Annotated in this window: 18 protein-coding genes; 12 read left to right on the top strand and 6 right to left on the bottom strand. The window is 65.6% G+C overall.

Annotation, left to right across the window (positions count from 1 at the left end; translation table 11 throughout):
* From E8F12_RS00755 to E8F12_RS00780, 6 genes are all read left to right on the top strand, one after another.
* A partial coding sequence (locus E8F12_RS00755) for an L-serine ammonia-lyase (protein ID WP_280323373.1) occupies nt 1–995 on the top strand: 995 nt, incomplete at its 5' end.
* 127 nt (nt 996–1,122) lie between these two features.
* The gene (gene gcvT / locus E8F12_RS00760) at nt 1,123–2,241 is read left to right on the top strand and encodes a glycine cleavage system aminomethyltransferase GcvT (RefSeq protein ID WP_280323374.1); all 1,119 of its coding nucleotides are present in this window, start codon (nt 1,123–1,125) and stop codon (nt 2,239–2,241) included.
* Between the two features lie 324 nt (nt 2,242–2,565).
* The gene (locus E8F12_RS00765) at nt 2,566–3,120 is read left to right on the top strand and encodes a hypothetical protein (RefSeq protein WP_280323375.1); all 555 of its coding nucleotides are present in this window, start codon (nt 2,566–2,568) and stop codon (nt 3,118–3,120) included.
* 357 nt (nt 3,121–3,477) lie between these two features.
* Nucleotides 3,478–5,253, top strand: coding sequence for a multicopper oxidase domain-containing protein (locus E8F12_RS00770; protein WP_280323376.1), 1,776 nt, complete (start codon nt 3,478–3,480; stop codon nt 5,251–5,253).
* 21 nt (nt 5,254–5,274) lie between these two features.
* Nucleotides 5,275–5,916 (top strand): SCO family protein, encoded by a 642-nt coding sequence (locus tag E8F12_RS00775; protein WP_280323377.1) that lies wholly within the window; start codon nt 5,275–5,277, stop codon nt 5,914–5,916.
* Nucleotides 5,917–6,026: 110 nt separating this feature from the next.
* Complete coding sequence (locus E8F12_RS00780; RefSeq protein ID WP_280291171.1) at nt 6,027–6,209, top strand: hypothetical protein; 183 nt, start codon at nt 6,027–6,029, stop codon at nt 6,207–6,209.
* A 141-nt stretch (nt 6,210–6,350) separates the two neighbouring features.
* On the opposite strand, the gene E8F12_RS00785 is transcribed toward E8F12_RS00780, so the two are convergent.
* Together E8F12_RS00785 and E8F12_RS00790 are read right to left on the bottom strand one after the other, a co-directional pair.
* Nucleotides 6,351–6,641, bottom strand: a complete 291-nt coding sequence (locus tag E8F12_RS00785) for a hypothetical protein (protein ID WP_280323378.1) — start codon at nt 6,639–6,641, stop codon at nt 6,351–6,353.
* Between the two features lie 85 nt (nt 6,642–6,726).
* Nucleotides 6,727–7,050 (bottom strand): hypothetical protein, encoded by a 324-nt coding sequence (locus tag E8F12_RS00790; RefSeq protein WP_280323379.1) that lies wholly within the window; start codon nt 7,048–7,050, stop codon nt 6,727–6,729.
* A gap of 185 nt (nt 7,051–7,235) precedes the next feature.
* Between E8F12_RS00790 and E8F12_RS00795 the strand changes: the two genes are divergently transcribed.
* Together E8F12_RS00795 and ptrC are read left to right on the top strand one after the other, a co-directional pair.
* A complete protein-coding gene (locus E8F12_RS00795; RefSeq protein ID WP_280323380.1) occupies nt 7,236–7,466 on the top strand; it encodes a DUF2789 domain-containing protein in 231 nt (76 codons plus the stop codon).
* A 360-nt stretch (nt 7,467–7,826) separates the two neighbouring features.
* Nucleotides 7,827–8,018, top strand: a complete 192-nt coding sequence (gene ptrC / locus E8F12_RS00800) for a type III secretion system co-regulatory protein PtrC (RefSeq protein ID WP_280323381.1) — start codon at nt 7,827–7,829, stop codon at nt 8,016–8,018.
* A gap of 30 nt (nt 8,019–8,048) precedes the next feature.
* Here ptrC and E8F12_RS00805 read toward each other — a convergent pair whose 3' ends face one another.
* The 4 genes from E8F12_RS00805 to E8F12_RS00820 form a co-directional block, all read right to left on the bottom strand.
* Nucleotides 8,049–10,286, bottom strand: a complete 2,238-nt coding sequence (locus E8F12_RS00805; protein ID WP_280323382.1) for a xanthine dehydrogenase family protein molybdopterin-binding subunit — start codon at nt 10,284–10,286, stop codon at nt 8,049–8,051.
* An 11-nt stretch (nt 10,287–10,297) separates the two neighbouring features.
* A complete protein-coding gene (locus tag E8F12_RS00810) occupies nt 10,298–10,756 on the bottom strand; it encodes a 2Fe-2S iron-sulfur cluster-binding protein (protein ID WP_280323383.1) in 459 nt (152 codons plus the stop codon).
* Between the two features lie 99 nt (nt 10,757–10,855).
* Nucleotides 10,856–11,785 carry an AraC family transcriptional regulator gene (locus tag E8F12_RS00815; RefSeq protein ID WP_280323384.1) on the bottom strand — a complete coding sequence of 310 codons (930 nt, stop codon included), beginning with the start codon at nt 11,783–11,785 and terminating at the stop codon, nt 10,856–10,858.
* A 197-nt stretch (nt 11,786–11,982) separates the two neighbouring features.
* Nucleotides 11,983–13,005 carry a zinc-dependent alcohol dehydrogenase family protein gene (locus E8F12_RS00820; protein WP_280323385.1) on the bottom strand — a complete coding sequence of 341 codons (1,023 nt, stop codon included), beginning with the start codon at nt 13,003–13,005 and terminating at the stop codon, nt 11,983–11,985.
* Between the two features lie 162 nt (nt 13,006–13,167).
* Between E8F12_RS00820 and E8F12_RS00825 the strand changes: the two genes are divergently transcribed.
* The 4 genes from E8F12_RS00825 (at nt 13,168) to E8F12_RS00840 (ending at nt 20,214) form a co-directional block, all read left to right on the top strand.
* On the top strand, nt 13,168–14,085 hold the full coding sequence (locus E8F12_RS00825; protein ID WP_280323386.1) for a LysR substrate-binding domain-containing protein: 918 nt from the start codon (nt 13,168–13,170) through the stop codon (nt 14,083–14,085).
* Nucleotides 14,086–14,381: 296 nt separating this feature from the next.
* Nucleotides 14,382–15,623, top strand: coding sequence for a multidrug efflux RND transporter periplasmic adaptor subunit MexE (gene mexE, locus E8F12_RS00830; RefSeq protein ID WP_280323387.1), 1,242 nt, complete (start codon nt 14,382–14,384; stop codon nt 15,621–15,623).
* 11 nt (nt 15,624–15,634) lie between these two features.
* Nucleotides 15,635–18,823 carry an efflux RND transporter permease subunit gene (locus E8F12_RS00835; protein WP_280323388.1) on the top strand — a complete coding sequence of 1,063 codons (3,189 nt, stop codon included), beginning with the start codon at nt 15,635–15,637 and terminating at the stop codon, nt 18,821–18,823.
* Nucleotides 18,820–20,214 carry a TolC family protein gene (locus E8F12_RS00840; protein WP_280323389.1) on the top strand — a complete coding sequence of 465 codons (1,395 nt, stop codon included), beginning with the start codon at nt 18,820–18,822 and terminating at the stop codon, nt 20,212–20,214. Before E8F12_RS00835 ends, E8F12_RS00840 begins: the two co-directional genes overlap by 4 nt.
* Nucleotides 20,215–20,223: the final 9 nt, after the last annotated feature.

The following is a 20,223-nucleotide window of genomic DNA, read 5'->3' on the forward strand; positions in this document are numbered from 1 at the left end:
TCTTCCGCGCCTTCGACGACGCCGGCATCCAGATCCGTTCGCGCGAGTACTACTCGGTGGGCGGCGGCTTCGTGGTGGACGAGGAAGCCGCCGGGCTGGATCGCATCGTCGAAGACCGCACGCCGCTGCCCTATCGCTTCAAGTCCGGCAAGGAAATGCTCGCCCATTGCAGCGCCAGCGGGCTCTCCATCAGCGACCTGATGCGCGAGAACGAGAAGGCCTGGCGTACGCCTGAAGAAACCAGCGACGGCTTGATGAAGATCTGGCAGGTGATGCAGGACTGCGTGAAGGCCGGCTGCCGCAAGGAAGGCATCATGCCCGGCGGGCTCAAGGTCAAGCGCCGCGCCGCCGCGCTCTACCGCCAGCTCAGCGAGCATCCGGAAGCCAGCCTCAAGGACAGCCTGGCGGTGCTGGACTGGGTCAACCTCTACGCCCTGGCGGTGAACGAGGAGAATGCCAGCGGCGGCCGCGTGGTCACCGCGCCCACCAACGGCGCGGCGGGCATCGTCCCGGCGGTGCTGCATTACTACACGCGCTTCATCCCCGGTGCCAATGACGACGGCGTCGAGCGCTTCCTGCTCACCGCCGCCGCCATCGGCATCCTCTACAAGGAGAACGCCTCGATCTCCGGCGCCGAAGTCGGCTGCCAGGGCGAGGTCGGCGTGGCCTGCTCGATGGCCGCCGGCGCGCTCTGCGAAGTCATGGGCGGCACCCCGCAGCAGGTGGAGAACGCCGCCGAGATCGGCATGGAGCACAACCTCGGCCTGACCTGCGATCCGGTCGGCGGGCTGGTCCAGGTGCCCTGCATCGAGCGCAACGCCATGGGCTCGGTGAAGGCGATCAACGCCGCGCGCATGGCCCTGCGCGGCGACGGCCAGCACTTCATCTCGCTGGACAAGGTGATCCGCACCATGCGCCAGACCGGCGCCGACATGAAGAGCAAATACAAGGAAACCGCCCGCGGTGGGCTGGCGGTGAACATCATCGAATGCTGAAGAGCGCCCTCTCCCCAACCCTCTCCCGCACGCGGGAGAGGGGGCTTGTCTCCCCTCTCCCTGCAGGGAGAGGGGCCGGGGGAGAGGGCCGCCCCAACCCGCACTGACTTTGACTTTGGAGCCGTACATGACCGACCTCGCCCAAACCCCGCTGCACGCCCTGCACCTCGAACTCGGCGCACGCATGGTGCCCTTCGCCGGCTACGACATGCCGGTGCAATACCCCCTCGGCGTGCTCAAGGAGCACCTGCACACCCGTGCACAGGCCGGCCTGTTCGACGTCTCCCACATGGGCCAGATCATCCTGCGTGGCGCCAATGCGGCCCGGGCGCTGGAAAGCCTGGTGCCGGTGGACATCCTCGACCTGCCGGTGGGCATGCAGCGCTACGCCATGTTCACCGACGAGAACGGCGGCATCCTCGACGACCTGATGGTGGCCCGCCTGGCCGAGGACGAACTGTTCGTGGTGGTCAATGCCGCCTGCAAAGAGCAGGACCTGGCCCACCTGCAACAGCACCTGGCCGGCCAGTGCCAGATCGAGTCGCTGTTCGAATCCCGCGCGCTGCTGGCGCTGCAAGGCCCGGCCGCGGTGGAGGTGCTCGGCCGCCTCGCCCCGGCAGTGCGCCAGATGACCTTCATGCAGTTCGGCAGCGTGCGCCTGGAAGGCGTGGACTGCTTCGTCAGCCGCTCCGGCTACACCGGCGAAGACGGTTACGAGATCTCCGTCCCCGTGGCCCAGGCCGAAGCCCTGGCCCGTACCCTGCTGGCCCAGCCGGAGGTCGAGCCGATTGGCCTCGGTGCCCGCGACTCGCTGCGCCTGGAAGCCGGCCTGTGCCTCTATGGCCATGACATGAGCAGCGCGACCACGCCGATCGAGGCCAGCCTGACCTGGGCCATTTCCAAGGCCCGTCGCGCCGATGGCGCCCGTGCCGGCGGCTTCCCCGGCGCCGGGCGCATCTTCGCGCAACAGCGCGACGGCGTGACCGGCAAGCGCGTCGGCCTGCTGCCCCTGGAGCGCGTACCGGTGCGCGAGGGTGCCGAGATCGTCGACGCCGAAGGCGCCACCATCGGCCGCGTCTGCAGCGGCGGCTTCGGCCCCAGCCTGGGCGCGCCCGTGGCCATGGGCTTCGTCGCCGCCCGCCATGCGGCCCTGGACAGCGAGGTCTGGGCCCTGGTGCGCGGCAAGCGCGTGGCCATGAAGGTGGCCAAGACCCCCTTCGTGCCGCAGCGCTACTACCGCGGCTGAGCAAGAGCCCCTCGACTGCCCCGCTACGGCGGGGCCTTCAAAGGGTGGAGGCACACGCCTTCACCCTTTTTCTTTGTTCAGACCTCAGCGAGATGCCCTCAACGGTAGCGTGCGCCGAGCGCACCAATGACACCGCGCGGGATGTCGGTGCGCATAGCGCGCCCTACGGCCAAGCCCGCAGAGCACAAGCCCAGGCTGAAGAACCGACGCTAACCACCTGAAAAACAAAGCCTTCAGGCTTAATCTTTGCGACACAATCCCGTCATCAATCAGTCATCCGCCGCAGGCAGATTCTCTGCTCAACTTTCCTGGGGAGGACCTCTGATGAACGACAAGAAGAACCTGATCAAGCCACTGGCCGTCACTCTGCTGGCCACAGCTCTGAGCGCCTGCAGCATGCAGGCCCCGACACCGGCCAAGCCGGTGGCCCTGGACAATGAAGACTGGTACCAGATCCGCGCCGAGAAGGAGCTGTATGTCTTCGACGACTACACCACCTACCGCGAATTCGTGAAGAGCGGCAGCGCGCCGGTGAAGCAGAACCTGGGCAAGAAGGACGGCTTCGGTCGCGACATCGTCCTGGTGCTGAAAGCCGCCGACCAGGGCAAGGACCTGAAGACCCTCAGCGCCACGCGCTTCCTAGACATCAGCCTGCCGCCAGCCCAGCCCTTCTACGGCGAGCTGCGCGACGAAGAAGGCATCATCTACGTGTTCAGCCGCTACGGCGACATGATGGACATGTACAAGATCGGCGAGCCCACCTTCAGTTATGTCGACATCGGCGGCGGCCCGGACGGCCAGCGCGTGGTCTATGTACTGGCCAAGGAAGAACCCAAGCCGGTCAATCAGATCGCCCTGTTCCACTCCAAGTACCAGTAAGGCTCCCGGAGCGGCCGGAATCCCATCTTTTCCGGTCGCCTCCACCTCGCAGAAACCGCTCTACCGCCTGCCCTGCAATCGCCGCCGCCCGTCTTCGAGACACATCTTGTAACACTCACCGCAATGCCTAGAGCCAGAAGCCGCTGGCCAGCAAAGGCGGCAAATAATTGTCATTTGGCCATTTGCACCCGCTAAGTGCGACGTCTTTAGTCGGCTTATTGGCGTACTGGCCGCGCGAGCGACATCCATTGGCGGCCTGCACCTTCGTACGAACGGATGGGGAAAAACTAGCCGTGGGGTACTGCACCCAGGGCGGGCCGTTCGTGCGGATTAGCGGCGGGGAGATGGAGCACACCCATGAAAGGCAAGAATCCTCGACAAACCAAGAACAAGAAAGGCAGGTTGGCGGACGAAACGCGGCGCGACTTTCTAAAGCTATCTGCCGCTGCCGTAGCCGCGCCCACCCTGTTGCGCACCCCTGAAAGCCAGGCTGCGGCGCCGATCCTGCCGCCCAGCCCGCCCACGACTCCCTGGGTGATGCAACTGCCCAATCAGATAGTGCCAGCCGCCAGCGTGCCGACCCTGGTCCCCGCCCCCACTGAGCTGGCCAATATCGCCGGTGGCGAAGCCGGCAGGGACAGGCACCAGCACTGGGCCAGGTTCCGTCCCGGCGCCGAGTACTACGAGCTGCGCGCCAAGGAAACCGTCAACTGGGTGTTCAACCCGGCTTACCCACCCCAGAAGGTCTGGACCTATCGCGCCGCCAACACGCCGGCCAACGAGTTCAGCGCGACGGTGATGACCCGCTACGGCCGCCCGATGATCTGCCGCATCCATAACGACCTGCCAGCCAACCATACGGGCTTCGGCACCCCGGAAATCTCCACCCACCTGCACAACCTGCACAGCGCCTCGGAGAGCGACGGCTTCCCTGGCGACTACTACAGTGCTACCAAGGCCGGGCCGACCCTGACCGCCAAGGGCAGGTTCAAGGATCATCTCTACCCCAACGCCTATGCCGGTTTCGACACGCCGCCCAACAGTCTGGGCGACTACCGCGAAGCCCTGGGCACGCTCTTCTACCACGACCACACCCTGGACTTCACAGGGTCGAATCTCTATCGCGGCCTGCTGGGCATGTACATCCTGTACGACCACCTGGACTCGGGAAACGAAGCCGACGCGACGCCCGGCGCCCTGCGCCTGCCAAGCCATCCCTACGATTACCCGCTGATCTTCGGCGACCGCCGATTCGACGCCGCCGGCAAGCTCTACTACGACGCGATAAACCCCGAGGGCGTGCTGGGTGACAAGGTGATCGTCAACGGCATGATCGAGCCGGTGCTCAAGGTGGCCGCCCGACGCTACCGCTTCCGCCTGCTCAATGGCGGGCCGAGCCTGTTCTATGCCTTCTCCCTGGTGAACCCGAACAATATCAAGCAGAACTTCACCTACATCGGCAACGACGGCAACCTGCTGCCCCAGCCCCTGCTCAACCAGCAGTCCATCACCCTGGGCGTCGCCGAGCGGGCGGACATAGTCGTGGACTTCTCGAAGTACCCGGTGGGAACCACCCTTTACCTGGTCAACCGCATACGCCAGGTAGAAACCCGCGGGCCCAAGGACATCAAGGAGCCCGGCGTGCGCGTACTGAAGATAGTGGTGGACCGCTGGCCGTCCGCCCAGGACCTCAGCCAGGTGCCGGCCTACCTGCGTCCGCTACCACCGCTGAACCCGGCGGAAGTCGCCGCCGCTCCGGTGCGCAGCTTCGTCTTCGAACGATCCAACAACATGTGGCAGATCAATGGCCAATTCATCGACGTCAACGCACCGCGCTTCAACGTGCCCAAGGGCCGGGGCGAGATCTGGGAACTGATCAATATCGACGACGGCTGGTCGCACCCCATCCATATCCATCTGGAGGAAGGCCGCATCATTTCGCGGGTCCGCAACGGCGTTCAGCTTCCCATCCCCGCCCATGAACTGGGGCGCAAGGATGTCTATGTGATCAACAAGAACGAAACCATCCGCGTCTTCATCCGCTTCCGGGACTATGTCGGCAAGTACGTGATGCACTGCCACAACCTGATCCACGAAGACCAAGCGATGATGCTGCGCTTCGATATCGCGTAGCGGCGGCGGGAGGACACATTCATGAACACTCGAAGAAACCTGATCAGCGGCCTGGGCGCCGGCGCACTGGGGCTGGTGGCCCTGGGCGCGCTCGGCTTCACCGCGGAACGCCAGCCAAGACCCCGCGCCGACGGCGCCAAGTTCCCCAACCCCACCCTTTTCACCCACCAGGGCAGGAAGGTCGACTTCTACGAAGACCTGATACGCGGCAAGGTCGTGGTACTCAACATGATGTACGCCAGTTGCAGCAGGAACTGCCCCACTGCCACCGCCAACCTGCGCAAGGTGCAGCAGAGGCTCGGCGACAGGCTTGGCAGGGATGTCTTCATGTACTCCATCACCCTGCAGCCGGAGCTGGACGAGCCGCGTCATCTGCAGGAGTACGTGGACAAGTTCCACATCGGTCCCGGCTGGCAGTTCCTCACCGGCGATCCGCATGACATCCTGGAGCTGCGCTACGCCCTGGGCTTCTATAACGTGGACCCGGTGTTGGACGGCAACCAGCTCACCCATACCGGCATGGTGCGGATCGGCAACGAACCGGTCGACCGCTGGACCATGGCGCCCTCGCTGACCGACCCGGGACACATACTCTCGGCCATCAACCACGTCGACCACCGCGTGGAGCTGGTCGGCGAGGGACTGCAGGAAGAGGATGCCTGAGCGGGACCAACGGCCTCCGGGCGCTCCCGGAGGCCGGCCCACGGGCACATGGTGTATGATGCGCGCCTCCGGCCCGGATGCGGGCCAAGCCCAGATACAGCAGAAGCACCATGACCAGCCAAGACCACGACCAGGCCGAAATCCAGCAGCAGGAAACCCCGGCCGCCGAAGCCGCGCAAGCCAAACCGAAGAAAGCCAATATCCCCTGGTACCAGAGCCTCAAGGGCCACGACCGCGGCCAACGCCCCGGCCCGGCACCGCGCGGCACCCGCCGGTCCATGGGCAAGCGCTGAACTCGAGTCCCCACTCTGCCCATTCATTGTGGGGGCGAATTCATTCGCTAACCGGGCCGCAGGCCCGGCCTGCCGAAGCCCCTAAAGGCTGCTGCGCAGCCGAGTGCGAATGAATTCGCCCCCACAGGCCCGCTGCCCCTCCTACTTCACCAGGTTCAGGCGCTTGTCGGTGAAGACGCAGATCACCCCCGCCTCGTTGTACATGACCGGATGGTTGAAGTCGCAGTAGGCCGCCGCCACGCTCAACGGCAATTGCTGGTTGACCGCCCTCCCCGCCTTGAACCAGGACAGCTGGCCGGGCTTGCACAGCTTCGCCTCCGCATCGGTGCTGTAGGTGCAGAGCGCCGCCTGATCGACCGATTCCTCTTTCAGGCAGCCAGCTAGCGGTAGCGCCGCGAGGCCGATGAGCGCGAGTTTCTTCAAAGGGGACATGAATGGCTCCGTAGTGGGACGATCCGCCGAATGTGCGGACCCGGGGCCTTTGATCCATGGCCCCGTGCCAGGTTCCGCGGGCGAATCAGGTATAGCCGGTATAGAGCAGCATTCCCCAGGACATCAGGAAGATCGCCGCCAGCCCGACCAGGTAGTAACCGCCCGCCAGCAACAGCGTGATGGCCATCGGGCGGGGCGAATCGTGGATCAACGGCAGCATCGAGATCGCCGGCACCAGGAACATGCCGAAGGTGCTCAATCTGGAATTGAACAGCCAATGGATCTGGAAGAACTCGTGGAGGAATACGGCGAGGAAGATAAACATCACCGGGGACCAGACCGGAGCCAGAAGTAACGCGGCCTCCACCGGGTCCCACAAGGAATTCCTCTGCTCGCTCTGGACGCTCATTTCGCCCCCGGTGCAGGTGGCCGCGGCTCGGCGACCACTTTTTTGTGAGGCTAGCCAAGTCAGCGCAAGGCGCAACCCCGCGCCACTCGTAGCCGACATGCTGCTGCTCAGCGGTCCTGGCCGGCACAGAGTCTATAGTCGATGAAGGTCTTTTTTCCCTCGACGCCGCAATCGGAGGCCCCAGCATGGACACCAGCCACCACTCTCTCAGCGCCCTCTTCGACCAACTCGGCCTGCCTTCCGGCAAGGGCGACATAGACCGCTTCACCGCCGATCACAGGCTCGCGGTGGGCCAGGCGCTGCCCGACGCCCCCTTCTGGAACCTGGCACAGGCGACCTTCCTGCGGGACGCTCTGCTGGAAGATTCCGACTGGGCCGAGGAAGCCGACGAACTGGCGGTGCTGCTGAGCAAATAACTGCAACGCGCTTAGTCGGAGCTACTGCTTGTTCCCCCAGCCCTCTCCCGCAGGCGGGAGAGGGTGCAGTCCGTAGTTGCATTTCCTGGATTGCATCGGGGCTATCTCGCCGCCCTCGTTAGCTGATGCCAGGCATCGACCGACGAGCCCATAGCCCCGTAGGAGCGAGCTTGCTCGCGAAATGACCGGCTTCGCCAGCAAGCTGGCTCCTACAAGGATTCGGGCTTGTTGCACCGCTTTTCCTGACACGTCATCAACGCGAATGATCTTCACCATCAGGCCCATTCAATTCTGCGCTGGACGCCCGAAAGGCACTATCGCTCCATCGGCCCTGTGGCCAACCGGAACGAGACCGCCGCCATGTCCGCCAACCCACGCATCAGCGACAGCCTGTACCAGGTCACCCACGTGACACTGGACGAACTCCGCCTGCACTTCGAGACCGAAGTGGTGGTGAGCCTGGAAGATGGCAGCCTGGCCGTGCGCAAGGCGCCGACTCCGGCGGCCGAGCGCAAGGCCCTGCGGGAACTGATCTGCGGCCGGGCGGCCTGAGCAGGCCACCCGACCGGCGAGGGCCTTCCCTCAGACCTTCACCTGGGGCGGGAATGGCAAGGTGTAGATCCGCTGCCCCACCGCCGCATGCAGCGCATTGGCCACGGCCGGCGCGATGGGCGGCACGCCCGGCTCGCCAACACCCGTGGGCGCGTTATCCGACGGCACTATGTGCACCTCCACGGCCGGCATCTCGTTGATCCGCAATACCTGGAAATCGTGGAAGTTGGACTGTTCCACCACCCCGTCCTTCAGGGTAATGGCGCCATGCAGCGCCGCCGCCAGGCCGTAGCCGATGCCGCCCTCCATCTGCGCCCGGATCACGTCCGGGTTGATCGCCAGCCCGCAGTCCACCGCACAGACCACCCGATCCACCTTGAAGCTGCCGTCGGGTTTGACCGTCACCTCCGCCACCTGGGCGACGAAGGAGCCGAAGGATTCGTGCACGGCGATCCCGCGCCCGCGTTTCTCACCCTCGGCGCCAGGCATCAGCGGCTGGTTCCAGCCTGCCCTCTGCGCGGCCAGCTCCAGCGCACCGAGATGGCGCGGGTGCTTGCCGAGCAGACCGTGGCGGTACTCGTAGGGGTCCTTGCCGGCGGTGGTGGCGGCCTGGTCGATCAGGGTTTCCACGGCAAAGGCGGTATGGGTGTGACCCACCGAGCGCCACCACTGGACCGGCACGCCGATGTCCTCGGGGGTGTGCAGCTCCACCTGCAAGTTGGGCACCTCGTAGGACAGATTGGACACGCCCTCCACCGAGGTGTGGTCGATGCCTTCCTTCACCAAGGCCCCCTCGAACGCGGTGCCCTTTAGGATGGACTGGCCTACCACCCGCTGCTGCCAGCCCTGCAGCTTGCCTTCGCTGTCCAGGGCCAGAACCGCGCGATGCAGGTAGGCCGGCCGGAAGTAGCCGGCATGGGTGTCGTCCTCGCGGGTCAAGACCAGCTTCACCGGCACCTCATGGCCCTTGGCCTGCGCCGCCCTGGCGATGGCCACGGCGTCCAGCAGGTAGTCCGAATGCGGATTGGCGCGGCGGCCGAAGCTGCCGCCGGCGTAGAGCTGGGTCAGGCTGACCTTCTCCACCGGGATGCCCAGGTACTTGGCAATGGCCATCTGGTCCACGGTCTGGAACTGCTCGCCGTTCCACACATCGCACTGACCGGGGGTGAGCTTCACCAGGCAGTTCATCGGCTCCATCGCGGCATGGGCCAGGTAAGGGAATTCATAGTCGGCCTCGATCAACTTGGCCGGCTGGGCCAACGCGGCGGCGATATCGCCCTGCTTGCTGGCGATCAGTCCTTGCTTGCCGGCAGCCTCGCGATATCGGGCGAAGATCTCGTCGCTCCCGAGCTTGAACGCCTTGCTCTCGTCCCACTGCACCACCAGGGCATCACGGCCCTGGCGCGCGGCCCAGGTGTTCTTCGCCAGCACGGCCACGCCGGCGCGGCCATGGGGCGTGTCCTTGAACTCCACTACCTCCACGACACCGGGCACCGCCTTGGCCTTGCTCGCATCGACGCTCGATGGCACCCCACCGAAGCGCGGCGGGTAGGCCACCACCGCCACCAGCATGCCGGGCAGCTTGAAGTCCTGGGTGAACATGGCGCTGCCATCGGTCTTGTCAGCGCTGTCCTTGCGAGAGAGGCGCTCCTGCCCGATCAGGGTGAAGTCCTTGGGCGACTTGAGTTTCACCTCGCCAGGCACCGGCTGCCGGGCCGCTGCCTCGGCCAGTTCGCCGAAACCGGTCTTGCGCCCCGAGGCGGCATGGCTGACCACGCCCTTGCTCACGGAAATTTCCTGCACCGGCACCTTCCACTGCTCGGCGGCCGCCGCCACCAACATGGCGCGGGCGCTGGCGCCGGCCTTGCGCATCTGCTCGTAGGAGTTGGCCATGGCCGAACTGCCGCCTGTGCCCTGCATGGGGCCGAAGGCAAGGTTGTTGTAGAGCGCCGCGTTGGCCGGCGCACCCTCGACCTTGACCTGGCTCCAGTCAGCGTCCAGCTCCTCGGCCAGCAAGGTGGCCAGGCCCGTGTAGCTCCCCTGCCCCATCTCCACGTGCTTGGCCAGGATGGTCACGCTACCGTCGCTGCCGATGCGCACGAAGGCATTGGGTGCGAAGGGTCCCCCGGCGGCCAGCGCATCGCCGCCGCGCAACAGCGGCGCGAAGAAGATGCCCAGCGCCAGGCCGCCGCTGCCCCGGAGGAAGGTACGCCGGCTGAGGTTGAGAATGCCGCTACCGGCCGTGGTATCAGGCTCGAACTTGCCCATGACGGACCTCCTCAGGCCAGGTTGCTGGCGGCTTCGTGGATGGCGGCGCGAATCCGCACATAGGTGGCGCAGCGGCAGATATTGCCGCTCATGGCGGCGTCTATATCGGCATCGCTCGGCTTGCGGTTGCCCTGCAGCAATGCGGTGGCCGACATGATCTGCCCCGACTGGCAGTAACCGCACTGCACCACGTCGAGCTTGCGCCAGGCCGTCTGCACGGCCTGGCCGACCGGGTCCTGGCCCACGGCTTCGATGGTGGTGATCTTCTTCCCCACCACCGCGGAAACGGGCGTTATGCAGGAGCGCGTCGCCTGGCCGTCCAGTTGCACGGTGCAGGCGCCGCAGAGCGCCATGCCGCAGCCGTACTTGGTGCCCGTGAGGTTGGCGACGTCACGCAGGGCCCAGAGCAAGGGCATGTCAGCGGGCACGTCGAGTTCGTGGTCCTTGCCGTTCAGGTTGAGGGTAATCATCAGGCATACCACCTCTGTCTGGATGGTTCATGGGAGCCGGCCGGTTACACCGGGCCGGAGGAGTCATTCAGGCTAGCCCGCCAGCGGCGGTGCGCCGTGTCAGGCCGACTGGCGTAGCCGCGCGATATCCCGCAGGGGCGGCGCGCCGAACAGTCGGCTGTACTCGCGGCTGAACTGCGACGGGCTCTCGTAGCCCACCCGGCCGCCGGCGCTGGCCGCGTCCAGGGCTTCGATCAGCATCAGCCGACGGGCTTCCTGCAGGCGCAGGTGCTTCTGGAACTGCAGCGGGCTCATGGCCGTCATCGCCTTGAAGTGGTGATGCAGGGCCGAGGTGCTCATGTTCACCTCGTTGGCCAGGCGCTCGATCTGCAACGGCTGGTGGAAGTTCTGCCGCAGCCAGTTCACCGCACGGCTGATGCGGTGGCCCTGGGTGCCGCTGCTGGCGATCTGGCGCAGTTGCGCGCACTGCTCGCCGCGCAGCAGGCGGTAGAGGATTTCACGGCGAATGAGTGGCACAAGCGCGGGAATGTCTTCCGGCGTCTCCAGCAAGCGCACCAGGCGCAGCACGGCATCCTGGAGGGGCGCGCCCAGGCCGCTGACGGCGATGCAGCGCGGGCAAGGCTGGGGACTGGGAGTCGGAATCGGGAAATCCATCAGCAGGGCGCTGATTTCCTTGGGGTCCAGGTCCAGGCGCAGACTGAGGAAGGGGACTTCCGGGCTGGCCTCGGTGACCTGCCCGATCACCGGCAGGTCCACCGATACCACCAGGTACTCGGACGGCCCGTAGTGATAGGTCTCATCACCCAGGACCGACTGCTTGCGGCCCTGCACCACCAGCCCCAGGGCGGGCTCATAGAGACAGTGCAAGGGTTCGCTGGGATGGGAGGTACGGAACAGGGTCAGGCCGGGAATGGCCGTGACCTGGGGACCATCCTGCCCGGTGAATCGATCAATCAACCGCACCAGCTCCTGCTGTTGCCGGACGGCCGTACCGGATTCCCGGGAAGCAGGGAAGGCGTGTGCATTCATGGTTCGGACCCTCGGCGAAGATGGGTCAACTCTACCCATGGCGTGCAGGCTAGTCTCGCCTTTAGACGCGGTTCGAGAGGATCAGGCAAGAATCCAGCAGGATTCGGCTATCGACCCGAGCGCCTCGCGCGGCACACTGGCCAACATTCGAAAACAAGACAGATTCGGGGCGAACCCAGCGGCCCGCCCCGCCTTCCTCAGTCGGCGACCTTCATGACCACCCGGCCACCCGTCGGACAGGTTTCCATGTGACGGTTGGCCTCGACGAAGTCCTCGAACGCGAAGACGCGATCAACCGGAGGCTTCAACAGATGATCACGGGTCATCTGGTTGATATGGTCCAGCGCCCGCTTGACCGAAGCCTCGTTGGTCTCGATGCCCAGCTCCGGAGAACCGGTGAAGTCGAGTACGCAATGGCGATAGAACTGCAGATGCTTCTTGAACGCGGCGCAAGCCGGGAACGCAGTGTCGTTGCCGCCGTTGCAGCCATAGACAACCAGCTTGCCGCGCGTTGCGGCAACGTCGCCCAGGAGTTTCATCTGCTGGCCGGCGCACTGGTCCAGGATCACCTCGACACCCTTGCCCTGGGTGAAGCGCTCAACTTCCAGGACCAGGTCCTGTTCTTCGGTGACGATGATCTTGTCGGCACCCAGCTCCTTGAGGAAGGCACGACTTTCCGGATAGCTGGTGGAGGCAATGACCTTTGCCCCAAGCGCCTTGGCCAGTTGCACCGTCTGCGGCGCCAGGCAATTCCCGGCCTCGGTGATCAGTACATGCTGACCAGGCTTCAGCCGGCCCAGGTCAACCAGGGCGAAATAGGCCATCAGCAGCGGCGTGTAGTGGATACAGGCCTCAATCGGCGTCAGGGCTTCGGGATAGGCGACCAGGCCGTTGCGTGGCATCAGCACCAGGTCGCCCCAGGCCGGATATTGGCTCGGGGTACCGGCCGGGAAGCTGGCCACGGGGGTGCCGGGTGCCAGGTCGTCAACGCCCTCGCCCACGGCTTCCACGATGCCGGCCACCTCGGAACCGAGGCCGGCAGGTAGCTGAGCCACTTGCTCGGCCGCCAGGTTCTGCCGCCAGAGTACGTCTCTCCAGCCCACACCCAGAGCCTGGGTGCGCACCAGGACTTCGCCCGGGCCCGGAACGGGAATCGGCAGCTCGTCCAGCTGGAGGACTTCGGGGCCACCAAACTGGTGAAAACGGATCATGCGGGACATCACATACCTCGCCTGTGTCTCTTCTATAGCCACGGACTCTATCCGGGCTTTATCCACAAAACCACCCGTGGCCATTGATAGTTGTCATAAACGGCGATGATGTGAGCCTTGACGATCGGACACGGGAACTGCACCTTTCACACATTAATTACGGATGATTCCATGAACCGGAACGACTTGCGAAGAGTTGACCTCAACCTTCTGATCGTGTTCGAGACGCTCATGCATGAGCGTAGCGTGACACGCGCAGCAGAGAAGCTGTTCCTCGGCCAACCGGCGATCAGCGCAGCCTTGGCGCGCCTGCGGACCCTGTTCGACGACCCGCTCTTCGTCCGCACCGGGCGCAGCATGGAGCCCTCGGCCCGGGCCATGGAGATCTTCGCGCTGCTGTCCCCGGCCCTGGACTCCATCTCCACCGCCGTGAGCCGCGCCGCCGACTTCGACCCCGCCACCAGCAATGCCGTTTTCCGCGTCGGCCTGTCGGATGACGTCGAATTCGCCCTGCTTCCCGCCCTGCTCCGCCGTCTGCGCGCCGAGGCGCCCGGTGTGGTGCTGGTGGTGCGGCGCACCAACTATCTATTGATGCCCAACCTGCTGGCCTCCGGAGAGATATCCGTTGGCGTCAGCTACACCGACGAACTGCCAGCCAACGCCAAGCGCAAGACCCTGCGCCGCTCCAGACCCAAGATGCTGCGCGCCGACTCGGTGCCCGGCGCGTTGAGCCTGGACGAATACTGCGATCGCCCCCACGCCCTGGTGTCCTTCGCCGGCGACCTGAACGGCTTCGTCGACGACGAGCTGGCCAAGATCGGCCGCAAGCGCCGCGTGGTGCTGGCTGTGCCGCAATTCAACGGACTCGGCACCCTGCTCGCCGGGACCGACCTGGTGTCCATGGTGCCTGACTACGCCGCCGCCGCATTGACCGCCGCCGGCGGCCTACGCGCCGAAGACCCGCCTCTCCCTACCCAGCCGTTCGAGCTGTCCATGGCCTGGCGCGGCGCCCAGGACAACGATCCGGCCGAGCGCTGGCTGCGCTCGCGTATCCAGATGTATTGCGGGGATCCGGATAGCCTGGAATAAGCCTGAGCGCGCCGACCGCACTCTTCCAGCTTTTGTGGGGGCGAATTCATTCGCTAAGGGCTGCACAGCAGCCCCATTGGCCCCGCAGGGCAGACCTGCGGCCTGCTTAGCGAATGAATTCGCCCCCACAATGGTTTCCCTCCCCCTGCCCAATCGTCCTTTCCATCAACGATCCAGTAACTTTGATCGAATCAATCACTTCCAGTGATAGTCATCTTTAGGCCATTCGATTCGTCTCGCGCGAATGCCGCACGCAGACTCCGCCCATTCATAAAACCAATTGGCGGAGCCGTCCCATGGAAGCACTTCACAAGAATCTCTGGCGTTACCCCCTGACCCTCGCGGCGGCGGTGGTGCTGGTGGCCTGCGGCAGGGCACCGGAAGCCGGCCCCAACCAAGCGGCCCCCAAGGTCAGCGTCGCCGAAGTGATCGAACAGCCCCTCAACGAGTGGGACGAATTCACCGGCCGCCTGGAAGCCCCCGAGTCCGTCGAGATCCGCCCGCGGGTTTCCGGCTACATCGACCAGGTGGCCTTCCACGAAGGCAGCCTGGTGAAGAAAGGCGACCTGCTGTTCCAGATCGACCCGCGCCCCTTCGAGGCGGAGGTCAAGCGCCTGGAAGCCCAGCTGCAACAGGCCCGCGCCAGCCAGAATCGCGCCGCCAATGAAGCCCGCCGCGGCGAGCGCCTGCGCCAGACCAACGCCATCTCCGCCGAGCTGGCCGACGCCCGCACCACTGCCGCTGTCGAAGCCCAGGCCGCAGTGGCCGCCACCCAGGCCGAGTTGGACAACGCGCGACTGAACCTCAGCTTCACCCGCGTCACCGCCCCCATCGACGGCCGCGTCAGCCGTGCCGAGATCACCGAAGGCAACCTGGTCAACGCCAGCCAGTCGCTGCTGACCTCGGTGGTCTCCACCGACAAGGTCTACGCCTACTTCGATGCCGACGAACGCGCCTTCCTCAAGTATGTGGAACTGGCACGCAAGACCGGCTCCGACACCCGCGCAGCCAGTCCGGTGTACATGGGCCTGTCCAGCGAGGCCGGCAACCCGCACCTGGGCCAGCTGGACTTCCTCGACAACCAGGTCAACCCGCGCACCGGCACCATCCGTGGGCGCGCCGTGTTCGACAACAAGGACGCCCGCTTCACCCCCGGCCTGTATGCCCGCATCAAGCTGGTCGGCAGCGAGACCTACCCGGCCGCGCTGATCAAGGACGAGGCCATCGGTACCGATCTGGGCAAGAAGTTCGTCCTGGTGCTCGGTGACGACAACAAGGTGAGCTACCGCGCCATCGAGCTGGGCCCGAAGCTGGAGGGCCTGCGTATCGTCCGCAGCGGCCTGGCCAAGGGCGAGAAGATCGTGGTCAACGGCCTGCAGCGCGCCATGCCCGGCGCGCCGGTGGAGCCGCAAGCGGTTCCGATGGCCGACGAATCCACCCTCGACCAGTTGGCGCGCCTGCGCCAGTCCGTGGAAGAGCGCGAGTCACCGCGTGTGGCCGAGCGCAACGCCAAAACTTCCGTCGGCCCGCGCGGCTGAGGTAGCACGCCATGAATTTCTCCCAGTTCTTCATCCAGCGGCCGATCTTCGCCGCCGTGCTGTCGCTGCTGATCCTGATCGGCGGTGCCATCTCGCTGTTCCAGCTGCCCATCAGCGAGTACCCGGAAGTAGTGCCGCCGACGGTGGTGGTACGTGCCAGCTTCCCCGGCGCCAACCCCAAGGTGATCGGTGAAACCGTCGCCTCGCCGCTGGAACAGGCCATCGTCGGCGTGGAAGGCATGCTCTACATGTCGTCCCAGGCCACTAACGACGGCAAGCTGACCCTGACCATCACTTTCGCCCTGGGTACCGACCTGGACAACGCGCAGGTGCAAGTGCAGAACCGCGTGACCCGTACCGAGCCCAAGCTGCCGGAGGAAGTCACCCGGATCGGCATCACGGTCGACAAGGCCTCGCCCGACCTGACCATGGTCGTGCACCTGACCTCGCCGGATAACCGCTACGACATGCTCTACCTGTCCAACTACGCCGCGCTTAACGTCAAGGACGAGCTGGCGCGCCTGGACGGCGTAGGCGACGTTCAGCTGTTCGGCATGGGCGACTACTCCCTGCGCGTGTGGCTGGACCCGAATAAGGTGGCCTCGCGCAACCTGACCGCTACCGATGTGGTCAACGCCATCCGCGAGCAGAACCGCCAGGTGGCCGCGGGCGCCCTCGGCGCGCCGCCGTCCAACGCCGGCAACAGCTTCCAGCTCTCGATCAACACCCAGGGCCGCCTGGTCACCGAGGAAGAATTCGAGAACATCATCATCCGCGCCGGCGACAACGGCGAGATCACTCGCCTGAAGGACATCGCCCGTGTCGAGCTGGGCTCCAGCCAATACGCCCTGCGCTCGCTGCTGAACAACCAGCCGGCAGTGGCTATTCCGGTATTCCAGCGTCCCGGCTCCAACGCGATCGAGATCTCCGATGCAGTCCGGGCGCGCATGGCCGAGCTGAAGCAGAACTTCCCCCAGGGCATGGACTACGAAATCGTCTATGACCCGACCATCTTCGTGCGTGGCTCCATCGAGGCGGTGGTACACACCCTGCTCGAAGCCATAGTGCTCGTAGTGCTGGTGGTGATCCTGTTCCTGCAGACCTGGCGCGCCTCGATCATCCCGCTGGCCGCCGTGCCGGTGTCGCTGATCGGTACCTTCGCGGTCATGCACCTGTTCGGTTTCTCCCTCAACGCCCTGTCGCTGTTCGGCCTGGTGCTGGCTATCGGCATCGTGGTGGACGACGCCATCGTGGTCGTGGAGAACGTCGAGCGGAACATCGGCCTCGGCAAGTCGCCTGTAGAGGCCACCCGCCAGGCCATGAAGGAAGTGACCGGCCCGATCATCGCCACCGCGCTGGTGCTGTGCGCCGTGTTCGTGCCCACTGCGTTCATCTCCGGCCTCACCGGCCAGTTCTACCAGCAGTTCGCCCTGACCATCGCCATTTCCACGGTGATCTCGGCCTTCAACTCCCTGACCCTGTCGCCGGCCCTGGCTGCCGTACTGCTGAAGGACCACCACGCGCCGAAAGACCGCTTCTCCCGCGTGCTCGACAAACTGTTCGGCGGCTGGCTGTTCGGCCCCTTCAACCGCATGTTCGAACGTGCCGGCGGTGGCTATGTCGGCACCGTGCGCCGCGTGCTGCGCGGCAGCGGCATCGCCATGTTCATCTATGCGGGCCTGCTGGTCCTGGGCTACCTGGGCTTCTCCAGCACCCCCACCGGCTTCGTGCCGCAGCAGGACAAGCAGTACCTGGTGGCCTTCGCCCAGTTGCCGGACGCGGCGACCCTGGACCGCACCGAGGCCGTGATCAAGCGCATGTCCGAGATCGCCTCCAAGCACCCGGGCGTGGAGAACACCGTGGCCTTCCCGGGCCTGTCCATCAACGGTTTCACCAACAGCCCGAACAGCGGCATCGTGTTCACCCCGCTCAAGCCCTTTGATGAGCGTAAGGACCCGTCCATGTCCGCTGGTGCCATCGCGGCCGAGCTGAACAAGCAGTTCGCGGACATCCAGGACGCCTACATCGCGATCTTCCCGCCGCCCCCGGTACAGGGTCTCGGCACCATCGGCGGCTTCCGCCTGCAGGTCGAGGACCGTGGCAACCTGGGCTACGAGGAGCTGTACAAGCAGACCCAGAACATCATCGCCAAGGCGCGCCAGCTGCCCGAGCTGAACCCCATGTCGGTGTTCACCAGCTACCAGGTCAACGTGCCCCAGGTGGATGCCGCCATCGACCGCGAGAAGGCCAAGACCCACGGTGTGGCCATCAGCGACATCTTCGACACCATGCAGGTGTACCTGGGTTCGCTGTACGCCAACGACTTCAACCGCTTCGGCCGCACCTACCAGGTCAACGTCCAGGCAGAGCAGCAATTCCGCCTGGAGCCCGAGCAGATCGGCCAGCTGAAGGTGCGCAACAACCGTGGCGAGATGATCCCGCTGTCCACCTTCGTCAAGATCGACAGCACCTCGGGTCCTGATCGCGTGATGCACTACAACGGCTTCATCACCGCCGAGATCAACGGCGCGGCCGCTCCGGGCTACAGCTCCGGTCAGGCCGAGGCGGCGATCGAAAAGCTGCTGAAGGAAGAGCTGCCCAACGGCATGACCTTCGAGTGGACGGACCTGACCTACCAGCAGCTCCTCGCCGGTAATACCGCGGTGTTCATCTTCCCGCTCTGCGTGCTGCTGGCCTTCCTGGTGCTGGCCGCCCAGTACGAGAGCTGGAGCCTGCCGCTGGCGGTGATCCTGATCGTGCCGACCGTGCTGTTCTCCGCCATCACCGGGGTGATCCTGGCCGGTAGCGACAACAACATCTTCACCCAGATCGGCCTGATCGTACTGGTGGGCCTGGCGTGCAAGAACGCCATCCTCATCGTCGAGTTCGCCAAGGAGAAACAGGAAGAAGGCCTGGATCGCGTCGCCGCGGTGCTGGAAGCCTGCCGCCTGCGTCTTCGCCCGATCCTGATGACCTCCATCGCCTTCATCATGGGTGTGGTGCCCCTGGTGATCTCCTCCGGCGCCGGCGCCGAAATGCGCCATGCCATGGGTGTGGCGGTGTTCAGCGGGATGATCGGCGTGACCTTCTTCGGCCTGCTGCTGACCCCGGTGTTCTATGTCCTGATCCGCGGCTTCGTGGAGAAGCGCGAAGCACGCAAGGCCGCCCACGGCCAGCAACTGAAGGAAGTACACGCATGACGTACAAGGCTTTTGCCCCTGCCCTGCTGGCCCTGGCACTTTCCGCCTGCGCCGTGGGCCCGGACTACAAGGCCCCCGAGAGCGAGCCCGCGCGGCTCGCCTCGGCAGACGGCGCCAAGGTCGATCGCGCCCGCTTCGAAAGCCTTTGGTGGCAGCAGTTCGACGACCCGACCCTGAACCAGCTGGTGCAGCAGTCACTGCAGGAAAACCGCGAGCTGCGCGTGGCCTTCGCCCGCCTGAAAGCGGCCCGAGCCATCCGCGACGACGTCGGCAACGACCAGTTGCCGGTGGTCACCGCCGGCGCCAGCGCCGAGATCGGCAAGGGCCAGCAGCCCGGCGTCACCGAGGAACGGGTCAACGCCGAACGCTACGACCTGGGCCTGGACATGGCCTGGGAGCTCGACCTGTTCGGCCGCATCCAGCGCCAGATCGAAGCCAGCGACGCCGAGATAGGCGTGGCCCAGGCCGACCTGCAACAGCTGCAGGTCAGCCTGATCGCCGAACTGGTGGACGCCTACGGCAACCTGCGTGGCGCCCAGTTGCGCGAGCGTATCGCCCGCGAAAACCTCGAGACCCAGCGTGAATCCCGCGGCCTGACCGAGCAACTGCGCAACGCCGGCCTCGGCAGCGAACTGGACGTGCTGCGTGCCGATGGCCGCCTGGCGGCCACAGAAGCCAGCGTGCCGCAACTGCAGGCCGAGGAAGCACGCGCCCGCAATCGCATCGCCACCCTGCTCGGCCAGCGCCCGGAACAGCTCAGCGTGGATCTTTCACCCAAGCCGCTGCCGATGATTGCCAAGGCGCTGCCCATCGGTGATCCGGCCGAATTGCTGCGCCGCCGTCCGGACGTGCATTCGGCCGAACGCCAGCTGGCCGCTGCCACCGCCGATGTGGGCGTGGCCACCGCCGACCTGTTCCCACGGGTGAGCCTGTCTGGATTCCTCGGCTTCACCGCCGGGCGCGGTTCGCAGATCGGCTCCTCTGCCGCCCGAGCCTGGGCCGTGGCGCCGACCATCTCCTGGGCGGCGTTCGACCTCGGCAGCGTGCGGGCCCAGATCCGTGCCTCCGAAGCCGACGCCGAGGGCGCCCTGGCCAACTACGAGCAGCAGGTGCTGCTGGCCCTGGAAGAGTCCGAGAACGCCTTCAGCGACTACGGCAAGCGCCAGCAGCGCCTGGTTTCCCTGGTGCGCCAGTCGGAAGCCACCCGCGCCGCCGCCGAACAGGCCGCTACCCGCTACCGCGAAGGCACGGTGGACTTCCTCGTGCTGCTGGACGCCGAGCGTGAACGCCTGGCCGCCGAAGACGCCCAGGCCCAGGCCGAGGTGGAGGTCTATCGCGGCATAGTCGCCATCTACAAGGCGCTTGGCGGCGGCTGGCAACCCCAGGCCTGACCCTTTCCT

The organism is Pseudomonas sp. BN102 (assembly GCF_029871245.1).
In the GTDB taxonomy this organism is placed as follows: domain Bacteria; phylum Pseudomonadota; class Gammaproteobacteria; order Pseudomonadales; family Pseudomonadaceae; genus Metapseudomonas.

Bases quoted from the DNA above. Each gene is read 5' to 3' on its own strand.
- E8F12_RS00790 (WP_280323379.1), bottom strand. From the start codon at position 7,050: ATGAGCGTCCAGAGCGAGCAGAGGAATTCCTTGTGGGACCCGGTGGAG.
- E8F12_RS00775 (WP_280323377.1), top strand. From the start codon at position 5,275: ATGAACACTCGAAGAAACCTGATCAGCGGCCTGGGCGCCGGCGCACTG.
- E8F12_RS00785 (WP_280323378.1), bottom strand. From the start codon at position 6,641: ATGTCCCCTTTGAAGAAACTCGCGCTCATCGGCCTCGCGGCGCTACCG.
- E8F12_RS00770 (WP_280323376.1), top strand. From the start codon at position 3,478: ATGAAAGGCAAGAATCCTCGACAAACCAAGAACAAGAAAGGCAGGTTG.
- ptrC (WP_280323381.1), top strand. From the start codon at position 7,827: ATGTCCGCCAACCCACGCATCAGCGACAGCCTGTACCAGGTCACCCAC.
- E8F12_RS00840 (WP_280323389.1), top strand. From the start codon at position 18,820: ATGACGTACAAGGCTTTTGCCCCTGCCCTGCTGGCCCTGGCACTTTCC.
- E8F12_RS00810 (WP_280323383.1), bottom strand. From the start codon at position 10,756: ATGATTACCCTCAACCTGAACGGCAAGGACCACGAACTCGACGTGCCC.
- E8F12_RS00815 (WP_280323384.1), bottom strand. From the start codon at position 11,785: ATGAATGCACACGCCTTCCCTGCTTCCCGGGAATCCGGTACGGCCGTC.
- E8F12_RS00805 (WP_280323382.1), bottom strand. From the start codon at position 10,286: ATGGGCAAGTTCGAGCCTGATACCACGGCCGGTAGCGGCATTCTCAAC.
- E8F12_RS00765 (WP_280323375.1), top strand. From the start codon at position 2,566: ATGAACGACAAGAAGAACCTGATCAAGCCACTGGCCGTCACTCTGCTG.
- mexE (WP_280323387.1), top strand. From the start codon at position 14,382: ATGGAAGCACTTCACAAGAATCTCTGGCGTTACCCCCTGACCCTCGCG.
- E8F12_RS00835 (WP_280323388.1), top strand. From the start codon at position 15,635: ATGAATTTCTCCCAGTTCTTCATCCAGCGGCCGATCTTCGCCGCCGTG.
- E8F12_RS00820 (WP_280323385.1), bottom strand. From the start codon at position 13,005: ATGTCCCGCATGATCCGTTTTCACCAGTTTGGTGGCCCCGAAGTCCTC.
- E8F12_RS00795 (WP_280323380.1), top strand. From the start codon at position 7,236: ATGGACACCAGCCACCACTCTCTCAGCGCCCTCTTCGACCAACTCGGC.
- E8F12_RS00825 (WP_280323386.1), top strand. From the start codon at position 13,168: ATGAACCGGAACGACTTGCGAAGAGTTGACCTCAACCTTCTGATCGTG.
- E8F12_RS00780 (WP_280291171.1), top strand. From the start codon at position 6,027: ATGACCAGCCAAGACCACGACCAGGCCGAAATCCAGCAGCAGGAAACC.
- gcvT (WP_280323374.1), top strand. From the start codon at position 1,123: ATGACCGACCTCGCCCAAACCCCGCTGCACGCCCTGCACCTCGAACTC.